This is a genomic window from Pseudomonas mendocina, assembly GCA_037482215.1.
GTDB classification, from domain to species: Bacteria; Pseudomonadota; Gammaproteobacteria; order Pseudomonadales; family Pseudomonadaceae; genus Aquipseudomonas; species Aquipseudomonas mendocina_E.
The window spans coordinates 4,142,046-4,162,169 of record CP148074.1; the positions used below are offsets into that span (position 1 = coordinate 4,142,046).

The 20,124-nt window shown below is 56.9% G+C and carries 17 protein-coding genes and 1 pseudogene; 8 read left to right on the forward strand and 10 right to left on the reverse strand.

The annotated features are described in order from the left end of the window. Window positions 1-20 precede the first annotated feature (20 nt). The 5 genes from WG219_19200 to WG219_19220 all read right to left on the reverse strand — a co-directional run bounded on the left by WG219_19200 (window position 21) and on the right by WG219_19220 (window position 4,412). A complete protein-coding gene (locus tag WG219_19200; protein ID WXL28049.1) occupies window positions 21-1,262 on the reverse strand; it encodes an FAD-binding oxidoreductase in 1,242 nt (413 codons plus the stop codon). 23 nt (window positions 1,263-1,285) lie between these two features. Beyond that, window positions 1,286-1,996 (reverse strand): ABC transporter permease subunit, encoded by a 711-nt coding sequence (locus WG219_19205; GenBank protein ID WXL25402.1) that lies wholly within the window; start codon window positions 1,994-1,996, stop codon window positions 1,286-1,288. After that, window positions 1,996-2,712: an ABC transporter permease subunit gene (locus WG219_19210; GenBank protein WXL25403.1), complete on the reverse strand. Its 717-nt coding sequence runs from the start codon at window positions 2,710-2,712 to the stop codon at window positions 1,996-1,998. The genes WG219_19205 and WG219_19210 overlap by 1 nt, the downstream gene beginning before the upstream one ends. A 61-nt stretch (window positions 2,713-2,773) precedes the next feature. Beyond that, entirely contained in the window at window positions 2,774-3,532 is a 759-nt protein-coding gene (locus tag WG219_19215; GenBank protein WXL25404.1) for an ABC transporter substrate-binding protein, read from the reverse strand. Between the two features lie 10 nt (window positions 3,533-3,542). After that, the gene (locus WG219_19220) at window positions 3,543-4,412 is read right to left on the reverse strand and encodes a MurR/RpiR family transcriptional regulator (GenBank protein WXL25405.1); all 870 of its coding nucleotides are present in this window, start codon (window positions 4,410-4,412) and stop codon (window positions 3,543-3,545) included. 110 nt (window positions 4,413-4,522) lie between these two features. On the opposite strand from WG219_19220, the gene WG219_19225 reads away from it, so the two are divergent. Further along, window positions 4,523-5,536 (forward strand): Ldh family oxidoreductase, encoded by a 1,014-nt coding sequence (locus tag WG219_19225; GenBank protein ID WXL25406.1) that lies wholly within the window; start codon window positions 4,523-4,525, stop codon window positions 5,534-5,536. 102 nt (window positions 5,537-5,638) lie between these two features. Here WG219_19225 and WG219_19230 read toward each other — a convergent pair whose 3' ends face one another. After that, window positions 5,639-6,031, reverse strand: coding sequence for a VOC family protein (locus WG219_19230; GenBank protein WXL25407.1), 393 nt, complete (start codon window positions 6,029-6,031; stop codon window positions 5,639-5,641). A 401-nt stretch (window positions 6,032-6,432) separates the two neighbouring features. Between WG219_19230 and WG219_19235 the strand changes: the two genes are divergently transcribed. The 6 genes from WG219_19235 to ilvD all read left to right on the forward strand — a co-directional run bounded on the left by WG219_19235 (window position 6,433) and on the right by ilvD (window position 14,271). After that, window positions 6,433-7,539 (forward strand): ABC transporter ATP-binding protein, encoded by a 1,107-nt coding sequence (locus WG219_19235; protein WXL25408.1) that lies wholly within the window; start codon window positions 6,433-6,435, stop codon window positions 7,537-7,539. A gap of 45 nt (window positions 7,540-7,584) precedes the next feature. After that, entirely contained in the window at window positions 7,585-8,658 is a 1,074-nt protein-coding gene (locus tag WG219_19240) for an ABC transporter substrate-binding protein (GenBank protein WXL25409.1), read from the forward strand. A 64-nt stretch (window positions 8,659-8,722) separates the two neighbouring features. Continuing rightward, a complete protein-coding gene (locus WG219_19245) occupies window positions 8,723-9,955 on the forward strand; it encodes an ABC transporter permease (GenBank protein ID WXL25410.1) in 1,233 nt (410 codons plus the stop codon). A gap of 2 nt (window positions 9,956-9,957) precedes the next feature. Beyond that, the gene (locus WG219_19250; protein ID WXL25411.1) at window positions 9,958-10,815 is read left to right on the forward strand and encodes an ABC transporter permease; all 858 of its coding nucleotides are present in this window, start codon (window positions 9,958-9,960) and stop codon (window positions 10,813-10,815) included. Window positions 10,816-11,060: 245 nt separating this feature from the next. Further along, a complete protein-coding gene (locus tag WG219_19255; protein WXL25412.1) occupies window positions 11,061-11,756 on the forward strand; it encodes an MgtC/SapB family protein in 696 nt (231 codons plus the stop codon). Between the two features lie 676 nt (window positions 11,757-12,432). Then, window positions 12,433-14,271 carry a dihydroxy-acid dehydratase gene (gene ilvD, locus WG219_19260; GenBank protein ID WXL25413.1) on the forward strand — a complete coding sequence of 613 codons (1,839 nt, stop codon included), beginning with the start codon at window positions 12,433-12,435 and terminating at the stop codon, window positions 14,269-14,271. 532 nt (window positions 14,272-14,803) lie between these two features. Here the strand turns inward: ilvD and WG219_19265 are convergent. From WG219_19265 to WG219_19275, 3 genes and pseudogenes are all read right to left on the reverse strand, one after another. Beyond that, on the reverse strand, window positions 14,804-15,193 hold the full coding sequence (locus WG219_19265) for a hypothetical protein (protein ID WXL25414.1): 390 nt from the start codon (window positions 15,191-15,193) through the stop codon (window positions 14,804-14,806). Continuing rightward, window positions 15,190-16,485 (reverse strand): hypothetical protein, encoded by a 1,296-nt coding sequence (locus tag WG219_19270; protein WXL28050.1) that lies wholly within the window; start codon window positions 16,483-16,485, stop codon window positions 15,190-15,192. Before WG219_19270 ends, WG219_19265 begins: the two co-directional genes overlap by 4 nt. Before the next feature lie 96 nt (window positions 16,486-16,581). Further along, window positions 16,582-16,674, reverse strand: a pseudogene (locus tag WG219_19275) (hypothetical protein). A gap of 308 nt (window positions 16,675-16,982) precedes the next feature. On the opposite strand from WG219_19275, the gene WG219_19280 reads away from it, so the two are divergent. Further along, window positions 16,983-18,719 (forward strand): dipeptidase, encoded by a 1,737-nt coding sequence (locus WG219_19280; protein ID WXL25415.1) that lies wholly within the window; start codon window positions 16,983-16,985, stop codon window positions 18,717-18,719. A 61-nt stretch (window positions 18,720-18,780) separates the two neighbouring features. Here the strand turns inward: WG219_19280 and WG219_19285 are convergent, their stop codons facing one another. Further along, window positions 18,781-20,013, reverse strand: a complete 1,233-nt coding sequence (locus WG219_19285) for an NRAMP family divalent metal transporter (protein WXL25416.1) — start codon at window positions 20,011-20,013, stop codon at window positions 18,781-18,783. Window positions 20,014-20,124: the final 111 nt, after the last annotated feature.

Here is a 20,124-nt window from a genome sequence, read left to right on the forward strand (position 1 = left end):
TCAACGCGCTTGCAACGCGCTCAACAAAATCGGTCGGCGCTGTAAGGCGCAGTAGGAGTAAATGGCGCTTCGGCATTAATCATCTGCGCCAGCAATCGGCCGCTGGCCGGGCCGAGTGTCAGGCCGTGATGCGCGTGGCCAAAGTTGAACCACAACCCTTGGTGCCGCGCAGAGCGACCTATAACCGGCCGCATGTCAGGCAGGCAGGGTCGTTTACCCAGCCAAGGCTCGGCATCCAGGCACGGCCCCAGCGGCATCAGCTTGCGCGCCAGCGTCTCGGCACGGCGTAACTGAATGTCATTAGCCGGGGCGTCTGGGTGGTCAAATTCGATGCCGGTCGTAAGACGAATGCCCCGCGCCATAGGCGCCAGTACATAGCCGCCCTGGCTGTCGCAAATCGAGTGTGTCAGCGCTTTGCCTTCGACAGGGGCAAAGTGCAGGTGGTAGCCGCGTTTAACCACCAGCGGAATGTCATGGCCAAAACGCTTACACAATTCGCCCGACTGTGGGCCCAGCGCAATAACGGCCTGCTCCGCCTGCAGCGTGCGCGTCCCGGCATTAACCATCCAGCCTGAGCCGGAGGCCCGAAGGCTGTAGGCATCGCCTAGCAGGAAGGCCCCGCCACGACGGGTGAACAGCTCCGCATAACCACGCACCAGCGCCCCTGGATCACGCACGGTTTTGGGGTCTTGCCAGTGCACACCACCAACGGCCGCAGCGCTCAACTGCGGCTCCAGTGCGTGCAGCTGTTCAGTATTCAACAGGCTGAATTTAAGGCCATAGGGCGTCAGTCCTACAGCATCCTGTTGTGCGGCTAACAGGGCTGCTGGATCGCGATACAGATCAATCCAGCCACGAGACTCAATCAGATGCTCCAGTCCGGCCTGTTTGATCAGCCAGTCATGCTCACTCACGCTGCGCTCCACCAACGGCAACATGGCGTTGGTCGCCACCTGCAAGGGGCCGGGCGCAGAGTGCTGCCAATAATTAAGCAACCACTTGGCAATGCGCGGCACATACAGCGGGTTGTAACGCACATCGGGCTGCTGGTTGAGGCCATAACGCAGCAAACGCATGGCATTCCGTGGGAAGGCATAGGGCACGACGCTGGAGCGTTCAATCAGCCCAGCATTGCCATGGCTGGTGCCGTTACCCGGCTCGTTACGATCAATCAGGCAAACCTTATAACCACGCTCCTGCAAGTGCAGCGCCGTGGAAACCCCCACGATGCCCGCTCCGAGCACCACAATCTGATAGTCCATTGACGTGTCCTGAAGATTCACACTCATGCCAAATGCCTCGCCAGTCGTCGCTCAAGCAACCGCACCGAACGCCGGACAATCTCGACGATAATCAGATACAGCACCGCCGCCCACAGGTAGATCTGGAAGTCGAAGGTGCGGGCGAAACCCAGCTTGGCTACGCCCATCAGGTCGTAGATGGTGACCAACGATGCAATCGCACTGGCCTTGATCAGCAAAATCATCTCGTTGCCCAGAGGGCCGATCGCCACCAGCATCGACTGCGGCAGCACCACTTTAAGCAGCGTGTCCTTACGGCTCAGGTGCAGGGCGCGGGCCGCCTCATATTGCCCTGGCGCGATCGCCAACAAGCTGCCACGGAACACTTCCGCCTGATAGGCCGCTGTATTGAGGGTGAAGGTAAGCAATGTGCAGTTCCACGCATCGCGGAAGAACCACCAAAGCCCAAGCTCCTGCCACACATCCCGGAACGCAGCAGCGCCGTAATAAAGCAGGAATAGCTGGGCCAGAATCGGCGTGCCTCGCAGCACATAGATATAAAAAGCGCAGGCATTGCTCAGCATGCGCCAGCGACTATTGCGCGCCAGGGCGATAAACAGCCCCAGCAACATGCCCAAGGTGAAGGAAATGCCCACCAGCTTAACGGTCACCCACAGCCCATCGAGCATGCGCGGGCCATAACGGTCGAACAGTTCAGGGTCGACAAAGAAATGCAGCACAGCTTCCAGACTCATCAGTGAGACCCTCCGAATCCGCGTGCGTAGCGTTTTTCAGCAAAGGCAAAAATGCGTCCAGATACAGCCGCAAAGAACAGGTACATCAAGCAGGCGCAGAGGTAGAACAGCACCGGCTCTTTGGTGGCGCTCACCGCTAGGTTGGTTTGGCGCATGATGTCCACAAGCGAAATCGTTGAAACCAGTGATGTGTCCTTTAGCAGGGTCAGCCAGTTATTGGACAAGCCCGGCAGCGCCACGCGGGTCAGCTGTGGCAGGGTCACTTTGAAAAAGGTCGTCGTACGTGACAAGCCGAGGGCCTGCGCTGCTTCCATCTGGCCCTTGCCGACCACTTTAAATGCGGCCAGCCAGACCTCACTGGAGAAGGCTGCCAGTACCATGCTGAAAGCCACCATCGCCGCCAGGAATGCATTGATAGTGATGTCAGTCGAGTAGCCGAAATGGGCCAGCACTTTTTGCACACCGATCTGACAGCCGTAATAGACAATCAGCAGCGTCAGCAGCTCCGGCAAGCCACGGAATACGGTGGAAAAGGTCGCCGCCCAGGCACGGGCCAACGCATTATTCGAGCGACTGGCCACTGCAACCAGCAGTCCAAGCGGCAAACCAAAGGGGACACAAGCCAGGGCCAGGGAAATGGTCACCATGGCACCGGCAAGCAATGCCATGCCCCAGCCACCCTCGCCAAGGGAAAGCAGAGCCAGTTGTTCAAGCATGTTCAAACACTCAGAGCAGTGCCGTGTGCAGGGTCAGCCGCACACGGCATAGAGAAGCGGATTAGTAGATGTCAGCGTCGAAGTAACGCTTAACGATTTCCGCGTAGGTGCCATCGGCAATGATTTCAGCCAGCGCCTTGTTCAGACGCTCGCGCAGCGCGTTGTCTTCCTGACGCACGGCGATGGCCACTTGATCGTCAGTGCCGTCGATATCCCCCAGCAAGCGGCAGCAGTCTTTACCACCGTCTTTGAGCCAGTCCAGCAGCGGGAATTTGTCGTGCACCACTGCGTCCAGACGGCCACTGGCGAGGTCCATGTGGGCATCTTCCGGCGTTGGGTACAGTTTGATTTCAGCACCGGCTGGGGCCAGTACGTCTTCAGCGTAAACGCCTTGAGTGGAGGAAGACTGCGCACCAACGACCAAGCCTTTGAAGGTTTCTGGCTTGGTATCGCTCAGCTTGGAGTCTTTGCCGACAGCCATAGCCAGGCGGGTGCTGTAGTAACGATCAGTGAAGGCGACCTTCTTCTGACGCTCTTCAGTGACCACCATGGAGGCGACAATGGCGTCGTACTTCTTCGCCAGCAACGCCGGGATGATACCGTCCCAATCCTGCGCAACCAGGGTGCACTCAGCCCCCATCTTGGCGCACAGCGCGTTGGCAATATCTACGTCCATGCCGCGCAGTTGGTTATTGGAGTCCACATAGTTGAAGGGTGGGTATGCCCCCTCGGTGGCGATACGAATGGTGTCGGCTTGCACGCCAGCTGCCGCAACAAACAGACCTAAAGACGCAAGAGTCGTGCTGATCAAACGCTTCATTGTGTTTTTCCTAATTATTTTCTTTAAGGGATGAGGTGTAGCCAACAAACGCATTGTGTAAACGGGCGACTGATTCCAGGCGCTGATCCACTTCCGGGCCCAACTGCCTGAACACGTCGTTGATAAGCAGGTGAACCAGCGACAGCATGGCCGCCGTCGATTCCCAGAACAGGTTGAAGTCCGTCGGCACGCGCAGCACCTCATCGGCGTGCTGCTCGGCCCAGTCGCAGTAGTCATCGGTGATCAACGTCACTGCGATGCCACGGGCCTTGGCCTGCTGACACAGCTCCAAGGCATGGCGCGAGTAGCGTCGCGCTTCAAACACAACCAGCGCCGTCTGTTCAGGTTCGCTGAGCAATACGTCGGCATAATGGCCCGCCGCACCATCCACGACGTGGACACCATCACGCAGGTACTGCAACAGGTGCGCAAACGACGCAGCGATACCGCGCTCGGTTTGAAACCCTGCGGCAAACACTTTGCGGCGCTCAGCCAAGCGCTGAGTGATGGTTTTCCACTGAGCGGAATGTTGGTGTTCGTGCACGCGAACCAGCGCGGCGATTTCACGCTCAAGCCCGCTGACGGCGGTTTCATCAACACTGCTGCGGCGAAACGCTTTGAGGCGGTCACCAATCAGCCAGGGGCTATCGCCCAGGTCATCACGCAGGTCTTCTTTCAAGGCTTTGAGGTGTGGATACCCCAGAGTGCGGCAGAAGCGCCCCACCGTGGACTCACTTACCCCGACTTTGGCAGCCACCTCAGCGGCATTGGAAAAAGCCAGCTCATTAAGATTGGCCAACATGTATGTAGCAATTGCCCGGCTCGACGCGGTTCTCGACGTCAGGCTCTTTTCCAGACGCTGTTTGAGAGAAAGATTCATGGCAATGCTCTTGTTGGAATGGAAATGAAATTGATGGTTTTCTGCCAGTAAGTCAATATCTGACAGTAAACTTGCAAAACCATACCGATCATCACACCAAGGTGCCGTTCATGTCCCTGGCCACTATCCCGTTTGAAGAACTGCAAAACCTGCTTGCACAGATCTTTGTCCGCCACGGCACAAGCCAGCGTGTAGCGGAGGTTCTGGCGCACAATTGCGCCTCGGCGCAGCGCGATGGCGCTCACAGCCACGGTGTTTTTCGCATTCCTGGTTATTTGTCATCACTGGGCAGCGGTTGGGTTAACGGCAAAGCTGAGCCGGTGGTAACTGACACCGCGCCGTCTTACATCAACGTGGATGCAGGCGGCGGCTTCGCCCAACCGGCACTGGCGGCAGCGCGCCAGCTCTTGGTGGATAAGGCCCGAGAAAATGGTATTGCCCTGCTGGCTATCCACAACAGCCACCACTTCGCGGCCCTGTGGCCGGACGTAGAACCCTTTGCAGAAGAAGGCCTGATTGCCATTTCTGTGGTCAACAGCATGACCTGCGTAGTGCCCCACGGCGCACAAAAACCCTTGTTCGGCACCAACCCGATTGCCTTTGCTGCGCCGCGCGCCAACGGCGAGCCAGTGGTGTTCGACATGGCCACCAGCGCCATCGCCCACGGCGACGTTCAGCTGGCAGCATTGGCAGGCAAGGAGCTAGCGCCTGGCACGGGAGTAGATCGCAACGGCAACCCAACCAATGATCCGCGTGAAGTGCTGGAGGGCGGCGCCCTGCTCACCTTCGGTGGCTACAAAGGCTCGGCCCTGTCGATGATGGTGGAGTTGCTGGCGGCAGGTCTGACGGGGGGGAATTTCTCATTCGAGTTCGACTGGAGCCAGCACCCCGGCGCCAAAACCCCATGGACAGGGCAACTGCTGATCGTGATTGACCCCGGCAAAACCACCGGCGCGGCTTTCGCCAATCGTTGCGAAACGTTGGTTGAGCGCATGCAGGGTGTCGGGCAAACACGTATGCCCGGGCAGAACCGCCATCAGAACCGCGCCAAGGCGCTGGTAGAAGGCGTCAGCCTGAAAGCCGAAGAGCTGGCCCAACTGCGCGAGCTGGCTGGGCTGGCCTGATCTGCGATAGTTAAGCACAGGCTTCTGATTGCTTAATTCAGCAGCCTGCTTGCTTACAGCGTGCTCTAGCAGATCAGTTCTTCGAAAATATCTGCTCCGCGCTCACTGACCAACCGGTGAGCACAGTTCAATCAAAATACCAGCCGGGCAGCGTACGTACGACACCACTTGCCCCCATGGTTTCTGACTCACCGGTGCATGCTCGCTGGCACCGGCTGCCAGCGCTTTTTCATGGGCGGCGTGAACATCATCCGTCACCAGCGCGATCTCAATACCCAGTGGCTTCTCCTGTGAATCGGTGAACTGATAGCCGCCATGAGCGTTACTGTTGGCTAGCGCATGGCTGGCAAACGCCAGCACAGTCCCGCCGGTTTCCAGCTCACCATAGTCACCGCCGTCCGCAATAAAACGTGTCGCCAACCCAAAAGCGAGATTAAAGAACGCCAGCGTTTCGGCCACGTCCGCCACGTAAATTATGGTGTACCCAAATTTCATTTGTTCTGTCCTTGATTGCCACTCATTTCGGCTACAGGGTTTGGTGAGATATCCGATCAGCACGACCGAAAAGTGGTCAAGAAAATACCTCTGCAGCGGTTAGAAGCACTGGCTTCTCTTAACGGAATGCTATCACGCACACCTAACGCACTTATTTAGTGCGCACGAAACACGTTTGCCCTCGGCATCTGTTACCACTCACCACATTCCTCATCTGCTGCACCCTCATCTTTTCAGCCGAATCATGGCCAGAGCAGTCTGTACCGCCGCTGAGCAGAAATGGCACACAGTTTGCCTAAATACTCAGGGGAATAAGCACCGTCTTATTAAGTAGGTGCACGTTTTATGCAAGCAGATAACAGCCGTTTGCTTTATCTGGATTGTGAACATTGGGGAGAAGTATGGCTGAGCAGTTCGGGTCACAAGCGTTTCTGCAATTCACCAACGTCAAGAAGACTTACGATCACAAGACACTGGTAGTTAAAGACTTCAACCTGAATGTAGCCAAAGGAGAATTCATCACCCTGCTTGGGCCATCCGGCTCCGGCAAGACCACCTGCCTGATGATGCTCGCCGGTTTTGAAGATGTGACCAGCGGCGAAATTCTTATCAACAGCCGCAACGTCACCAGCATCGCGCCCTACGATCGCAACATCGGCATGGTGTTTCAGCAGTACGCACTGTTCCCGCACATGACCATCCGCGAGAACCTCGCCTACCCGCTGCAACTGCGCAAACTGCCCAAGGCCGAGGTTCGCGCCAAGGTTGATGAATACCTCAACCTGATCGAGCTGAAAGATTTCGGCGGGCGCTACCCGGCGCAGCTTTCCGGCGGCCAGCGCCAGCGCGTGGCCTTGGCCCGCGCCCTGATCTTTGAACCCGACATCGTGCTGATGGATGAGCCACTCGGCGCCCTGGACAAAAAACTCCGCGAGCAGATGCAGTACGAGATCAAACGTCTGCACCAGCAGCTCGGCTTCACCGTGATTTACGTCACCCACGACCAGACTGAAGCGTTGACCATGAGCGACCGCATCGCCGTGTTCAACAACGGTGTGGTGCAGCAATGCGACGCCCCCCACGTGCTCTACGAGCAACCGGCGAACCTGTTTGTGGCGGACTTTATCGGCGAGAGCAACACGCTTGAGGGCACGATTGAAAGCGTCGACGAGCACTACTGCCAGGTGCGCCTCAAGGGCGGCGAAAGCGTCCGCGCCCGCCGTGTTAACCGGCACGAGGCAGGTCTGGCCACCAGCGTGTGCATTCGTCCGGAAAAACTCACGTTCACTGACAAGCTCGGTAGCGAAGGCAACCGCATCAACGCGCGCTTTGTGATCCGTCACTACGTGGGTGAATACATCCGCTATCACTTCACCAGCCCGTGCGGCACCGAACTGGTTGTGAAATACCTCAACGACAGTTCCGCCCCGCACTTCCAGCCCGAACAAGAGGTAACCCTGGCCTGGCTGCCCGAGCACAGTCATGCGCTCGATCATCCGGGCTCGTAAGCAGTAAGTCTGACACCACTAAAAAAAGCGAAATGGAGCATCGACATGGCAGCACTGACACAACGTTTCTCCCGCTATGCACTGGCCGCCGCCCTCAGCGCTGTATGCGCAGGTGCTGTGGCTGAGGAAAGTCTGACGGTCATCTCATTCGGTGGCGCCTACGGCGCTGCGCACAAGCAGCACATGGTGGATCCTTTTATGAAGGACACCGGCACCAAAATCCTCATGGACAGCTACTCCGGCGGCATCGCCGAGATGAAAGCTCAAGTTGAATCTGGCCGCATCACCTGGGACGTGGTCAGCATCGAAGCCATCGACTTGGAGCGCGCCTGCTCCGAAGGCCTGCTGGAAGTCATCGACCATAGCAAACTGCCTGCCGGTATCGACGGCAAACCCGCCGCTGAAGACTTCTTCCCGGAAGCCCTGGCCAGTGAGTGCGCGGTGGCCACGGACATCTTCTCGGTGGTGTTCGCCTACAACAAAAACACCATTGGCTCGGCTGTACCGCAGAGCGTTGCCGATATCTTCGACCTGAACAAAATCCCCGGCAAACGCGCCTTCCAAAAGCGTCCGCAAGTAGCGCTGGAATGGGCACTGATGGCCGACGGCGTGGCTAAAGACAAAGTCTACGAAGTGCTGGCCACTGACGAAGGTCAGGCCCGTGCTTTTGCCAAACTCGACACCATCAAGAAAGACATCGTTTGGTTCGACTCCTGGTCCCAGGCGCCACAACTGCTTAACGACGGCGGCGCGGTCATCGTGCAGTCCGCCAACGGCCGCTTCTATGACGCCATCCGCCGTGAGAACAAGCCGTTCGTGATCGTTTGGGACGGCCACCTGTACGACATGGATGTGTGGTCGGTGATGAAAGGCACGCCGAAAAAAGACCTGGCTATGAAATTTGTCAGCTACAGCACCGAGTCCAAGCCGCTGGCTGGCATGGCTGACGTGGCCTACGGTCCGACCCGTAAATCGTCCATGCCACTGCTGGAGAAAGACGTGGTCGCCAACCTGCCCACCTCGCACCTGGACGTTGGCCTGAACGCCAACTCCGAGTTCTGGGCTGATTACGGCGAAACCCTCGGCGAGAAATTCAACGAGTGGCTGCTGAAAAAGTAATCGCTTGAAACCTGTCGCGGGGGCACGCGCCCCCGCTTCCTGATTTGCTGACTGGAGTTCTGTCTTGTCGCCGTCCCTTAGCACTTCCGAAGCCCGTCAGGCCGCCCAGAGCTACAGGCGCAAACGCCTGATGGCACTGGCCTTTGTATTACCGCTGCTGCTGTTTGTGATCGTCACCTTCGTGGCCCCTATCGGCACCATGCTGTGGCGCAGCGTGTATCACCCAACACTGATCGAACTGATTCCGCAAACCCTGGAACAGCTCAAGCAATGGGATGGTGAAAGCACGCCAGACCAACAGGTGCTCGGCACCTTTGCCAACGAACTGCATGCGCTGAACAAAAGCCGCCAATCCGGCAAGCTCGCTGAAGAGATCAACCGTGCCTACAGCGGCATGTCCAGTGTGGTCAAAGCCAGCGCCCGCAAAGTCGGCAAACTCAAAGCTGAAGAGCTATCGGATAAAGGCGCAGAAACCTTACTCAAGGCCCATCGCAACTGGAGCGAGGTCAACCTGTGGCGCGCCATTGAACGTTCAGGCCGCCCATATACCTACGACAATTACCTGACCGCCCTCGATTTGCAGATGACCCACGAGGGCGATATCGAAAGCCGTGACACCCAGATTTACCTGAAGCTGTACGGCAAAACCCTGTACATGGCGCTGATCATCACCCTGCTCTGCGCCCTGATCGGCTACCCGCTGGCCTATTACCTCGCGCACTTGCCGAGCAACCGCGCCAACCTGCTGATGGTGCTGGTTTTGCTGCCGTTCTGGACCTCGCTATTGGTCCGCACCACCGCGTGGATTGCGCTCTTGCAAACCAACGGCGTGGTCAACAGTTTCCTACTCAGCATGGGCGTGGTCGCAGAACCCGTGGAAATGCTCTACACCTCGTTCGCCACCATTCTTGCGATGACCCACATCCTGCTGCCGTTCATGATCCTGCCGCTGTACAGCGTGATGCGCAGCATTGACCCAAGCTATACCCGCGCCGCGCTGTCCATGGGGGCTAAACCGCTGCCCGCGTTCGCCCGCATCTACCTGCCGATGACGCTGCCGGGCTTAAGTGCCGGGGCGCTGTTGGTGTTCATCATCTCCATTGGTTACTACATCACCCCGGCGCTGGTCGGCGGCACCGATGGGCAGATGATCAGCAACATCATCGCCTTCCACATGCAGCGCTCGAATAACTGGGAACTGGCCGCCGCGCTGGGCTCGTTGCTGTTGGGCCTGATCCTGATTCTGTACTGGGTGTACGACCGTTTTGTCGGCACCAGCAATATCAAACTGGGGTGAACATGAGCAGCTCGACCGTTTATTACAGCGTGGGGCACCGACTGGGCAGCTGGCTGCTGCGACTCTGCTCGTGGCTGGTTCTGCTGTTTCTGATCCTGCCGATTCTGGTGATCGTACCGTTGTCATTTAACAGCGAACCTTTCTTCAGCTTCACCGAAGGCATGCTTACGCTGCAGCCAGAGGCTTACTCGCTGCGCTGGTACCGGGAAGTGTTTACGGACAGCGCCTGGCTGCTGTCGATCAAAAACAGCTTTGTCATCGGCATCTTCTCCACCCTGATCGCCACGGTGCTGGGCACCTGTGCGGCGGTAGGTTTAGCCCGTGCGGAAATGCCTGCACGCCGTTTGATCACCGCCCTGCTGCTCTCGCCGATGATCGTGCCGCTGATCATCACCGCCGCTGGGATGTTCTTCTTTTATTCAGACATTGGCCTGTCGGGCAATTACCTCGGCATCATCCTCGCCCACGCGGTACTCGGCACGCCCTTTGTGATCATTACCGTGACCGCCACGCTGGCCGGTTTCGATTACTCATTGGTGCGCGCTGCGCTGAACCTCGGGGCACGGCCGCTGCGGGCGTTCTTTGATGTGATCCTGCCGCTGATTCGCCCCGGCGTGATTTCCGGCGCCCTGTTCGCCTTTATCACCTCGTTCGACGAAGTGGTGGTGATCCTGTTTATGGCAGGTCCCGAGCAACGCACTATTCCGCGGCAGATGTTTTCCGGCCTGCGCGAGCAAATCAACCCGAGCATTCTGGCTGTAGCGACACTGCTGATTGTGATGTCGATCATCCTGCTGGTGACCATGGAACTGCTGCGCCGTCGCTCTGAACGGCTGAGAGGAGCCGAAACGCAGGAGTAAACCTGAGACTTTTCCGAATCCACCTGAACAGCACCTGAACGGAAAGCTGATACAGCAGTCACAGCCTTGCCCTTAATGGCAGGGCTGCCTACCCTTGCGGGCTAGCCCGCCCACGTTGCGCTCACTGCACGCGCACCTTTGCTTTACTTCCCCAAGGTCTACGCTGGATAGATTTCTGCCAGCGCAGCCTCACCATGGCCGCAGCCATCTGCCTCACGCTGTAGCCCCCTAAAAAGGAGATTTCCATGGGTGAATTTCTGTTCGCCATAAATTTGCTGGCTGCCCTTTTGCTCGGCGCCCTGATCGGCGTTGAACGCCAGTGGCGCCAGCGTCTCTCCGTGCTACGCACCAACGCGCTGGTGTGCCTTGGGGCCGCTAGCTTCACCGTCTTTGCAGGTCTGGTAGATGGCGACAGCAGCCCGACACGGGTCGCCGCGCAGATTGTCTCCGGTATCGGTTTTCTTGGTGCCGGTGTGATCATGCGCGATGGCTTGCAAATCAGCGGCCTGAACACCGCCGCCACCCTCTGGTGTTCAGCCGCAGTGGGCATCCTGGCAGGAGCAGGTTTTCTGCTGGAGGCGGCCACCGTCACCGGCCTGATTCTGATGGCTAACGTCGCCCTGCGCCCGGTCGTGCGCATGATCAACCGCCAGCCGCAAGTCGAGTCCGAAGAAGAACAACAATACGCGGTTAGCGTCACCTGCCTGGTCGACTACGAAGCCCACATCCGCAGCCAACTCACCCGCGCCGCCGAACAAAGCGGCCTGCGCCTGCTGCGTCTGGACAGCAAAGAAACCGATAACGGCGAACGCTGCAAAGTCAGTGCGCTACTGGAAGCCGACCAACGCAGCGACCAGAAACTGGAAAACTGCATCGGCCGCCTGAGCGTCGAACCCGGCGTCACGGGCGTGCGCTGGCGGATTCATAATGCGGAACTTTAAAGCAGCAAGGCTTATTTCCACTGCAATAACAGCGTGATCCCACAATGTTAAATATTGATGCCTTTCACTGAACGCAAGAGCACCACCAACGGCCCCATCAGAAGGGTGCCCGGAATTACCGTGTAAGAGGTTGAGCGGCATGGATGCCGCGAGAGTCGCGATGGGCCAAGGATGGCCCTTCGCGGCGGGCCTCTGGAGCGGTGATTCCGGGCACGAACCCGCAGCGAAGCGCAGGGCCGGATGTCGGGGCAAGATTTTTTGGTTTCTTTTGTATCGTTTGACAAAGGAGACTCGCCCGAAAAGGGCGAAACCCATACAAAAGGTCCTACTCAATCTCCCGCGACTCAGCTGAACAAAATCAACTGACTACAATTACCTGTAGCATTTCAAACAACATAACAACGGACACAGCACAATTCATCCACCCTTATCGCCCCGCCCTTTCAGCTCCACCCCAATAAGGATTAAACTCCCAACCCCCTGCCCCATCCCAGGCGGACATGCAGCCCGGCCACGCCAGCGCCCACCCCGCGCCACGCCTTGCCACGGCCCAACCGATGCACACATGCATTGCCTTAGGCCCGAACCCGGCTCAACATACGCACCGTCAAACCGTGCCTGTACCGCGCCAGCGCCTGAGCGCGTGACCTGATTAGCCTTTGCAGGATTTAAAGCCATGCCAGATTATCGTTCCAAGACCTCCACCCAAGGCCGCAACATGGCCGGTGCCCGCGCCCTGTGGCGTGCAACCGGGATGAAGGACGAAGACTTCAAAAAACCGATCATCGCCGTAGCCAACTCTTTCACCCAGTTCGTACCGGGCCACGTGCACCTGAAAGACCTGGGCCAACTGGTTGCCCGCGAGATCGAAAAAGCTGGCGGCGTGGCAAAAGAATTCAACACCATCGCAGTCGACGACGGCATCGCCATGGGCCACGACGGCATGCTGTATTCCCTGCCGAGCCGCGAAATCATCGCCGACTCTGTGGAATACATGGTCAACGCCCACTGCGCTGACGCCATCGTCTGCATCTCCAACTGCGACAAAATCACCCCCGGCATGCTGATGGCTGCCCTGCGCCTGAACATCCCGGTGATCTTCGTATCCGGCGGCCCGATGGAAGCCGGTAAAACTAAACTGGCCAGCCACGGCCTGGACTTGGTTGACGCCATGGTGATCGCCGCCGACAGCAGCGCCAGCGATGAGAAAGTCGCCGAATACGAGCGCAGCGCCTGCCCGACTTGCGGCAGCTGCTCCGGCATGTTCACCGCCAACTCCATGAACTGCCTGACCGAAGCCCTGGGCCTGTCCCTGCCGGGCAACGGCTCGACCCTGGCCACCCACAGCGATCGCGAACAGCTGTTCCTGCAAGCCGGCCGCACCATCGTCGAACTGTGCAAGCGCTACTACGGCGAAGGCGACGAATCCGTCCTGCCACGCAACATCGCCAACTTCAAGGCATTCGAGAACGCCATGACGCTGGACATCGCCATGGGCGGTTCCACCAACACCATCCTGCACCTGCTGGCCGCAGCCCAAGAAGCTGAAGTGCCGTTCGATCTGCGCGACATCGACCGCCTGTCCCGCAAGGTCCCACAGCTGTGCAAAGTGGCTCCGAACATCCAGAAGTACCACATGGAAGACGTGCACCGCGCCGGTGGCATCATCTCCATCCTTGGCGAACTGGCCCGTGGTGGCCTGTTGCACACCGACGTCAGCACCGTCCACAGCAAAACCATGGCTGATGCCATCGCCCAGTGGGACATCACCCAGACCAACGACGAAGCGGTACACACCTTCTTCCGCGCTGGCCCCGCTGGCATTCCGACACAAACTGCATTCAGCCAGAGCACCCGTTGGGAAACCCTGGACGCCGACCGCGAAAATGGCTGCATCCGCTCGGTAGAACACGCCTACTCTAAAGAAGGTGGTCTGGCCGTGCTGTACGGCAACATTGCCCTCGACGGTTGTGTGGTGAAGACTGCCGGTGTGGACGAATCCATTCACGTCTTTGAAGGCAACGCCAAAATCTTCGAAAGCCAGGACAGCGCCGTACGCGGCATCCTCGCTGACGAAGTGAAAGAAGGCGACATCGTCATCATCCGATACGAAGGCCCGAAAGGCGGCCCGGGCATGCAGGAAATGCTTTACCCGACCTCCTACCTGAAGTCCAAAGGCCTGGGCAAAGCCTGCGCCCTGCTGACTGACGGCCGCTTCTCCGGCGGTACTTCCGGTCTGTCCATTGGCCACGCTTCGCCAGAAGCTGCCGCTGGAGGCGCCATCGGCTTGGTACAAGACGGCGACAAAGTGCTGATCGACATCCCGAACCGCAGCATCAACCTGCTGATCAGCGACGAAGAACTCGCCGCCCGCCGTATCGAGCAAGACAAAAAAGGTTGGAAACCAGCCGAACAGCGTCCGCGTAAAGTCACCACCGCCCTCAAAGCCTATGCCCTGCTGGCCACCAGCGCGGATAAAGGTGCGGTACGTAATAAGGCGTTGCTGGACGGCTAAGGCTGGAGCAGTAGCGTGAACAATAAACCCGGCTTAGGCCGGGTTTCTTATAGGCATTTAATTAAAGATTATTAAGTCTTAACTATCTTTATCAGTACAAAACAGACAACCATCCCGCCAAGACTCAAAATCAGAAGCCATTGAACAAAAGCAAGCCTGTATCTCAAGCCTGCTGGTAGACTCTTTAGGTCTTGAGCATCAACCGAACCATTCTTTAAATACCGATTAGGAAAGGTAACGATCCCGGATATACCACCTACAAGCACTAACCTACCCCAAACCCCTCCATTTCTCAGCGGGGTCCGCTTAATAATTGAACTGCAGTTAATAAGGCAACTTAGGATTTCATCCAAGCGGGCATAGGCCAGATGCAAACACAAACTAATGGCTACAAACATCCCAATCAGTACTGCACCAGAGAAAATAGCTACAGCGTCGTACAAAAATCCATCAGCAATCAATTTTATCACTCACAGCTATATTTCCACCCTACTATCTGCAGCGCCCCATTTACACCCAAAAACAATTGCAGTCACTCCTTTATAAACTTAATGCCAAAAGCAGCAATACACATAGAGAATAAAACAAAAGCACAAAGCCACAGATTTAATTTTAACCGTACCCGCAAACCCATGCGTAACCCTGCCAACTCCGCATGGACAACTCTATTTCTTTTAATATAGAAATCTGGAAAAGTGACAACCTTAGAAATTTCCACCAATAGCATTAGTTTCCCCCACGGCCCGCCTTTTCTTAGTGCTGCATAAGACATAATCGTTGCATTGCCGCTAAAGTGCTCTAACAACTCATCCAGACAGGTGTAGCACATATGCAAACTTGTGATTATCCAAACAACACCAGCCACCATAAATGCTAATGACATTGCATCGACTAAAGCACGAAGTAGTTCGATCGTTATCATTGTCTTTTCTCGTAAATCATTTCACCAACATCTTCTCCAACCGTCCCACCCAGACTACCGCCAACCAACGATCCAGTCCCGACTACGACAAGCCCGCATGCCAAAGCACCTATTCCAGCAGTGGGGGCTCCCAAAGCAACACAAATGGCTCCTGTTGTTGAAACACCTAGCAGCGCACTAGCCGCAACACCACCAGCAAAACTGCCCACAAAACTCCCACCCTCGGTATATTTCACCCGTTCACACGCGTCCTTATCACCTGCAGTACACACATCCTGCACCTTCATAATGGATGCACTGCCGCCAACAGCCGTTCCAATCCAGCCGCCGTATTTGATGTAGGTAGAGGCTTTGGCAATCCCATCTATATGGGTGGCATAACCGGGGATCTGCCCTGCCACACCGGCTTTCGTCCAACTGTGGACCACACTGCGGCTGGATATTCCCAACGCGCTTTTAAGTTTCGGATGCTCAGGAATGCCGATGCCCTTTTTGGTCATTGAGATCAAATAGGAATCCAGCTTCTTGAAGACTTTCTCGCGATCCTCAAAGAACTTAGCCGAGCGAAGGTGCCCATCGCGCTGAAACGCTTGTTGGTGCAGCACCTCAATCTCTTCCAATACATCTTTTACTGATGTCAGGTATCTGGCGGACACAGCCATGCCGACACCCATCCCGGTAGAGCCGGACGCTAGCATCGAGCTGATTTCATCAAGATGGCGCAGCATAAAGCTGGCTTCTTCATCGCTCATCGGCTCAAGGGCTGTATTAACTTTGTCAGCCGCCTCCATCAGCAAGGCTTCCTCACGGGTGCATTGATAGTTTTTGGGGTCGCTCAAAACAACCAACTGGCCCGGTTTAGCATGCGTCGCAAGCGTGGGGTTCAACGCGCGAAACTTTGACATAACAGCGGCATCAGGCTTCTCGAAAAGCATTGTCTCCAGCTCAGAGCGAGACATAGGTTTCTGCACGATGTAAAAACCCGGCTCGACTTCTGACGCTTCGTTCAAAGCAGCAGGCGCACTTGCCGCTGCAATGGATTGAGCAGCGGGCTGAGGTGCAGGGCTAACCAATGCATTTGCCGCTGCAGCTTTCTCGGTCAGTTTAGGGTCAGCTAGTAATGCAGCGAGTTTGGCGTCATCTACTGAGCCATCCGCACGAATAGCGCCCATAGTTGCGAAATTGATAACAGCAGCCGTTGCACTGGCAGCCGCCAGAAAACCACCGCCGACATCACCCGAGCCAGTGATGATCTTGCCGCCGTGGCTGGTTGGACTCCCCAAGTGGGCCATCGGTCGACCATTAACCATGATTGAAGGGAAGCCCGTTGTAATAACAGCCCCACATCCGCAAACATCCCCAACACGGGCTGACCCCATGGAGTTGATCAGAGTGTCAGCACTGGCAGTGGCAATTGGAGTGGTGCCATGACCTGGCAATGGGCAGACGTGCGCGTCACCTAAACGGGCAGATGGGATCATTTTTCATCCTTGAATATCTACGGAGAATGTTATTCGGGCTTGCACCTGAGTAACCAAACGCCCGAAGGTAATCCAACCGAGAAGATCACCCCTGAAGACACCCGACATTTCCGAACTTGAACCCGTGCTTTCAGAAATTACCTACATGGGATCAAACATTTCCCCTCCACTGCCAACTTTTTATCCCCGCTACAAACCTCCTAAGGTTATGCCCAAAAAATCAAAGAATTTTCCGCTACCCTCACAACCCAAGTGGTAAGTTCACTCTCGTGTCTTCATGACAACCCACTTCTGCAAAGGAATGCTCTATGGAACTGCGCTTCAAACCGCTGGCTCTGACTGCCCTGCTGTTCAGCTCGTTTTTCACCCTCTCCACCGCCTACGCGAATCTGACACCCGAGCAAAACACGGCGATTGTTCAGGGCGTTAAGGCCAGCTCGGCTACTGACTTCAAAGCCTTTCTGAATCAGGTCAGCCAACTGGATCTGGGCAAAGAGACGCAACTGGCCAGCAGCATCAACGCCTACCTGAATAAACAGACATTAACGCCCGATCAGCAGCACGAGATTTACCGGCTGTTGGGGCTGTACGCGCGGGTCAAATACAGCGCGGCGGCGCTGGAGCAGCTAACTCAGTTGGTGGCAATTCCTACTGCACGGGTTGAGGGTGTGGAGCAGCATGAGAACCCCGAGTTTCACCGCATTGCCAAGCACATTGAGCAGTTATCCACAGCACTTGGCCTGAACTTCCGCAATATTGATAACCGGGTTTATGAAGTGTCCCTGCCCGGAAACGGTAAGGAAGTTATCGGCCTGCATGTGCATGCTGATGTGGTTCCGGCCAACCCCGCCAACTGGGTGCTGGAGGATGGCACCAAACTTGAGCCCTACAAGTTGACGCAAATCGGTGATCGCCTGTATGGGCGCGGCACGCAGGACGATAAAAACGGCATCGTCGTGGCACTGTACGCCATGAAGGTGATCAAGGATGAACAGCTGCCGCTGGCCCGCAGCTTCAAACTGCTGATTGATACCACCGAAGAAACGACCGGCGATGCCATCCCCTACTACTTCGCCCGTAACCCGACGCCGGACTACAACCTCGCCCTGGATGGCAGTTACCCGGTAGTGATAGCTGAAAAGGGCTCCGGCACAGTGATGGCCGAATTTGCCCGTCGCCCCGGCAGCGGAAAAGGCGCGGAGGTTATTAGCCTGACAGGTGGGCTTGCAACCAACCAGATTCCGTCTAAGTCAGTTGCCACCTTCGTTACAGATCAGCCGGAACAACTGGCAGCCCAGCTGCAAAAAGCCGGTAAAGCGTATGTGACGCGTAATGGCGGCGATTACAGTGTCACTGCCGAGGTGATCGACAAGCAGGTGCAGCTGACCGTCACCGGCGTGTCCGCCCACTCCTCCAAACCACAAAGCGGGGTTAACCCGGTAGCGAGGATGCTCGACTTGCTCGCTGGGCTGGAGCCAGCCATCGCGCTGAAACACAACCACATCACCGATGCCGCCCGTTACGCCGCTGACAACTGGGGCCTGGACTACTTCGGCAACAAACTGGGCGTTGCTTACAGCGACGATTTTATGGGCCCACTGACGACATCCCTGACATTTGTGGAGCTGAACGATAAAAGTCTGAAACTGGCAGTAAACCTGCGCGCCCCCAAAGGCAAAACACCAGAGCAACTGAAACAGCAGATCGCAGACAAGCTCAGCCAGTGGCAGCAACACAGCGGCATAGCACTGACTCTGGATTACAAACTTACCGAGCCGATGTACCGCAACCCGAACGGTGAGTGGGTCAAAGCCCTGCTGACTGTGGCCAGTGAAAACCTCGGTCTGCCTTCCAAGTTCGGCACCTCATCCGGTGCCACCTCAGTGCACGAACTGCCCAATGGCGTGCAATTCGGCCTGGCTCGCCCCGAGGAAAAATACACCGGCCACACCGATGGCGAATTCAAGACACTGGAGCAATTCCAGCTGGACCTGCAAATCGTTACGGAAATGATCGGGCGGCTTGGTCAATTGCCGGAGCTTTAACCTTGCGGCCTGCCTTATCCCTCACGGGTAAGGCAGGTTTAGGAAATGCTGAAGTGACGAATCAACTCCCAATCACAAACGCAAATATCGCCCCCGCCGATTTAAACGCCATATACCAAGACAACACGCAGGTCATCACGCCCAACACCAGCAGCCAGCGCGGGTAGTGGTAGCCATCGAGAAGATCAGCTCGTCGCCAGCCTACATACATAAAGATGCTCAGACCCAGCGGCAGAATCAGGCCGTTGAAACCACCGGCGAATACCAGCAGTGCCGCCGGCGGTTTGCCGAGTGCGAGATAGGCGAACAGCGCAATCAAAATGAAGCCGACTGTTACCAGATGGCGTACACGCTCAGTGATGATGTCCGAGAACACGGTAATAAACGACATGGAGGTGTAGGACGCACCGATCACACTGCTGATGCCCGCCGCCCACAGCACCAGACCGAAGGCCATCAGGCCAAACTTGCCTGCCGTCTCGCCAAATGCCTGTGCAGCCGGGTTTGCGCCCTGCCCGGAAACATCAATCACCACGCCGCTGGCGACCACGCCAAGAATGGCGAGGAACAACACATAGCGCACAACGCCAGTGACCAGAATCCCCGTCAACGCTGCCTTGGAGACAGCCTCAATGTTCTCCACCCCCACCGTGCCGCGATCCAACAGACGGTGCGCCCCGGCGTAGGTGATGTATCCACCAACTGTGCCACCGACGATGGTGGTAATAGCGGCAAAATCCACGAACTCTGGCCACACCGTTTGCCGCAGCGCTTCGCCTAAGGGCGGGTGCGCAGCAAAGGCCGCGTAAGCAATCAGGCCGACCTTAACCAGCCCCAGCGCTATCATGATGCGATCCATGGCAACGCCCGCCCGGTGCGAGGTAAATACCCCAATCGCAATCAACGCGCTTAACGCACCACCCCATAGTGGGTCCAGGCCGATCAGTGCATTAAGCCCCAAACCAGCCCCGGCGATATTGCCGATACTGAATACCAGCCCGCCAAAAATGACCAACACAGCCAGCACGTAACCACTGCCCGGTACTGCACAGTTGGCCAGCTCAGCCGCCCGCCTGCGACTCAGCGTGACGATGCGCCAGACATTCAGCTGCACCACAAAGTCGATCAGGATCGACGCCAGAATGCCAAAGGCAAACGCCGCCCCCAGGGTCGCAGTGAAGGTTGCCGTCTGCGTGAGAAAACCAGGGCCGATGGCCGACGTTGCCATCATAAAGATCGCAGCAATCAACGACGCCCGTCGTGATTGCGCAAACGCTTGAGCAGGGTTTGCCATGCCATCATTCCTTTGATGAAAGAGTACACATCAAAGCAAATTACAGGCCGCAACACTATGAAAAGCCAATGGCGGATCGGCCGATTACACGTATGCACGACTCCGGACTGC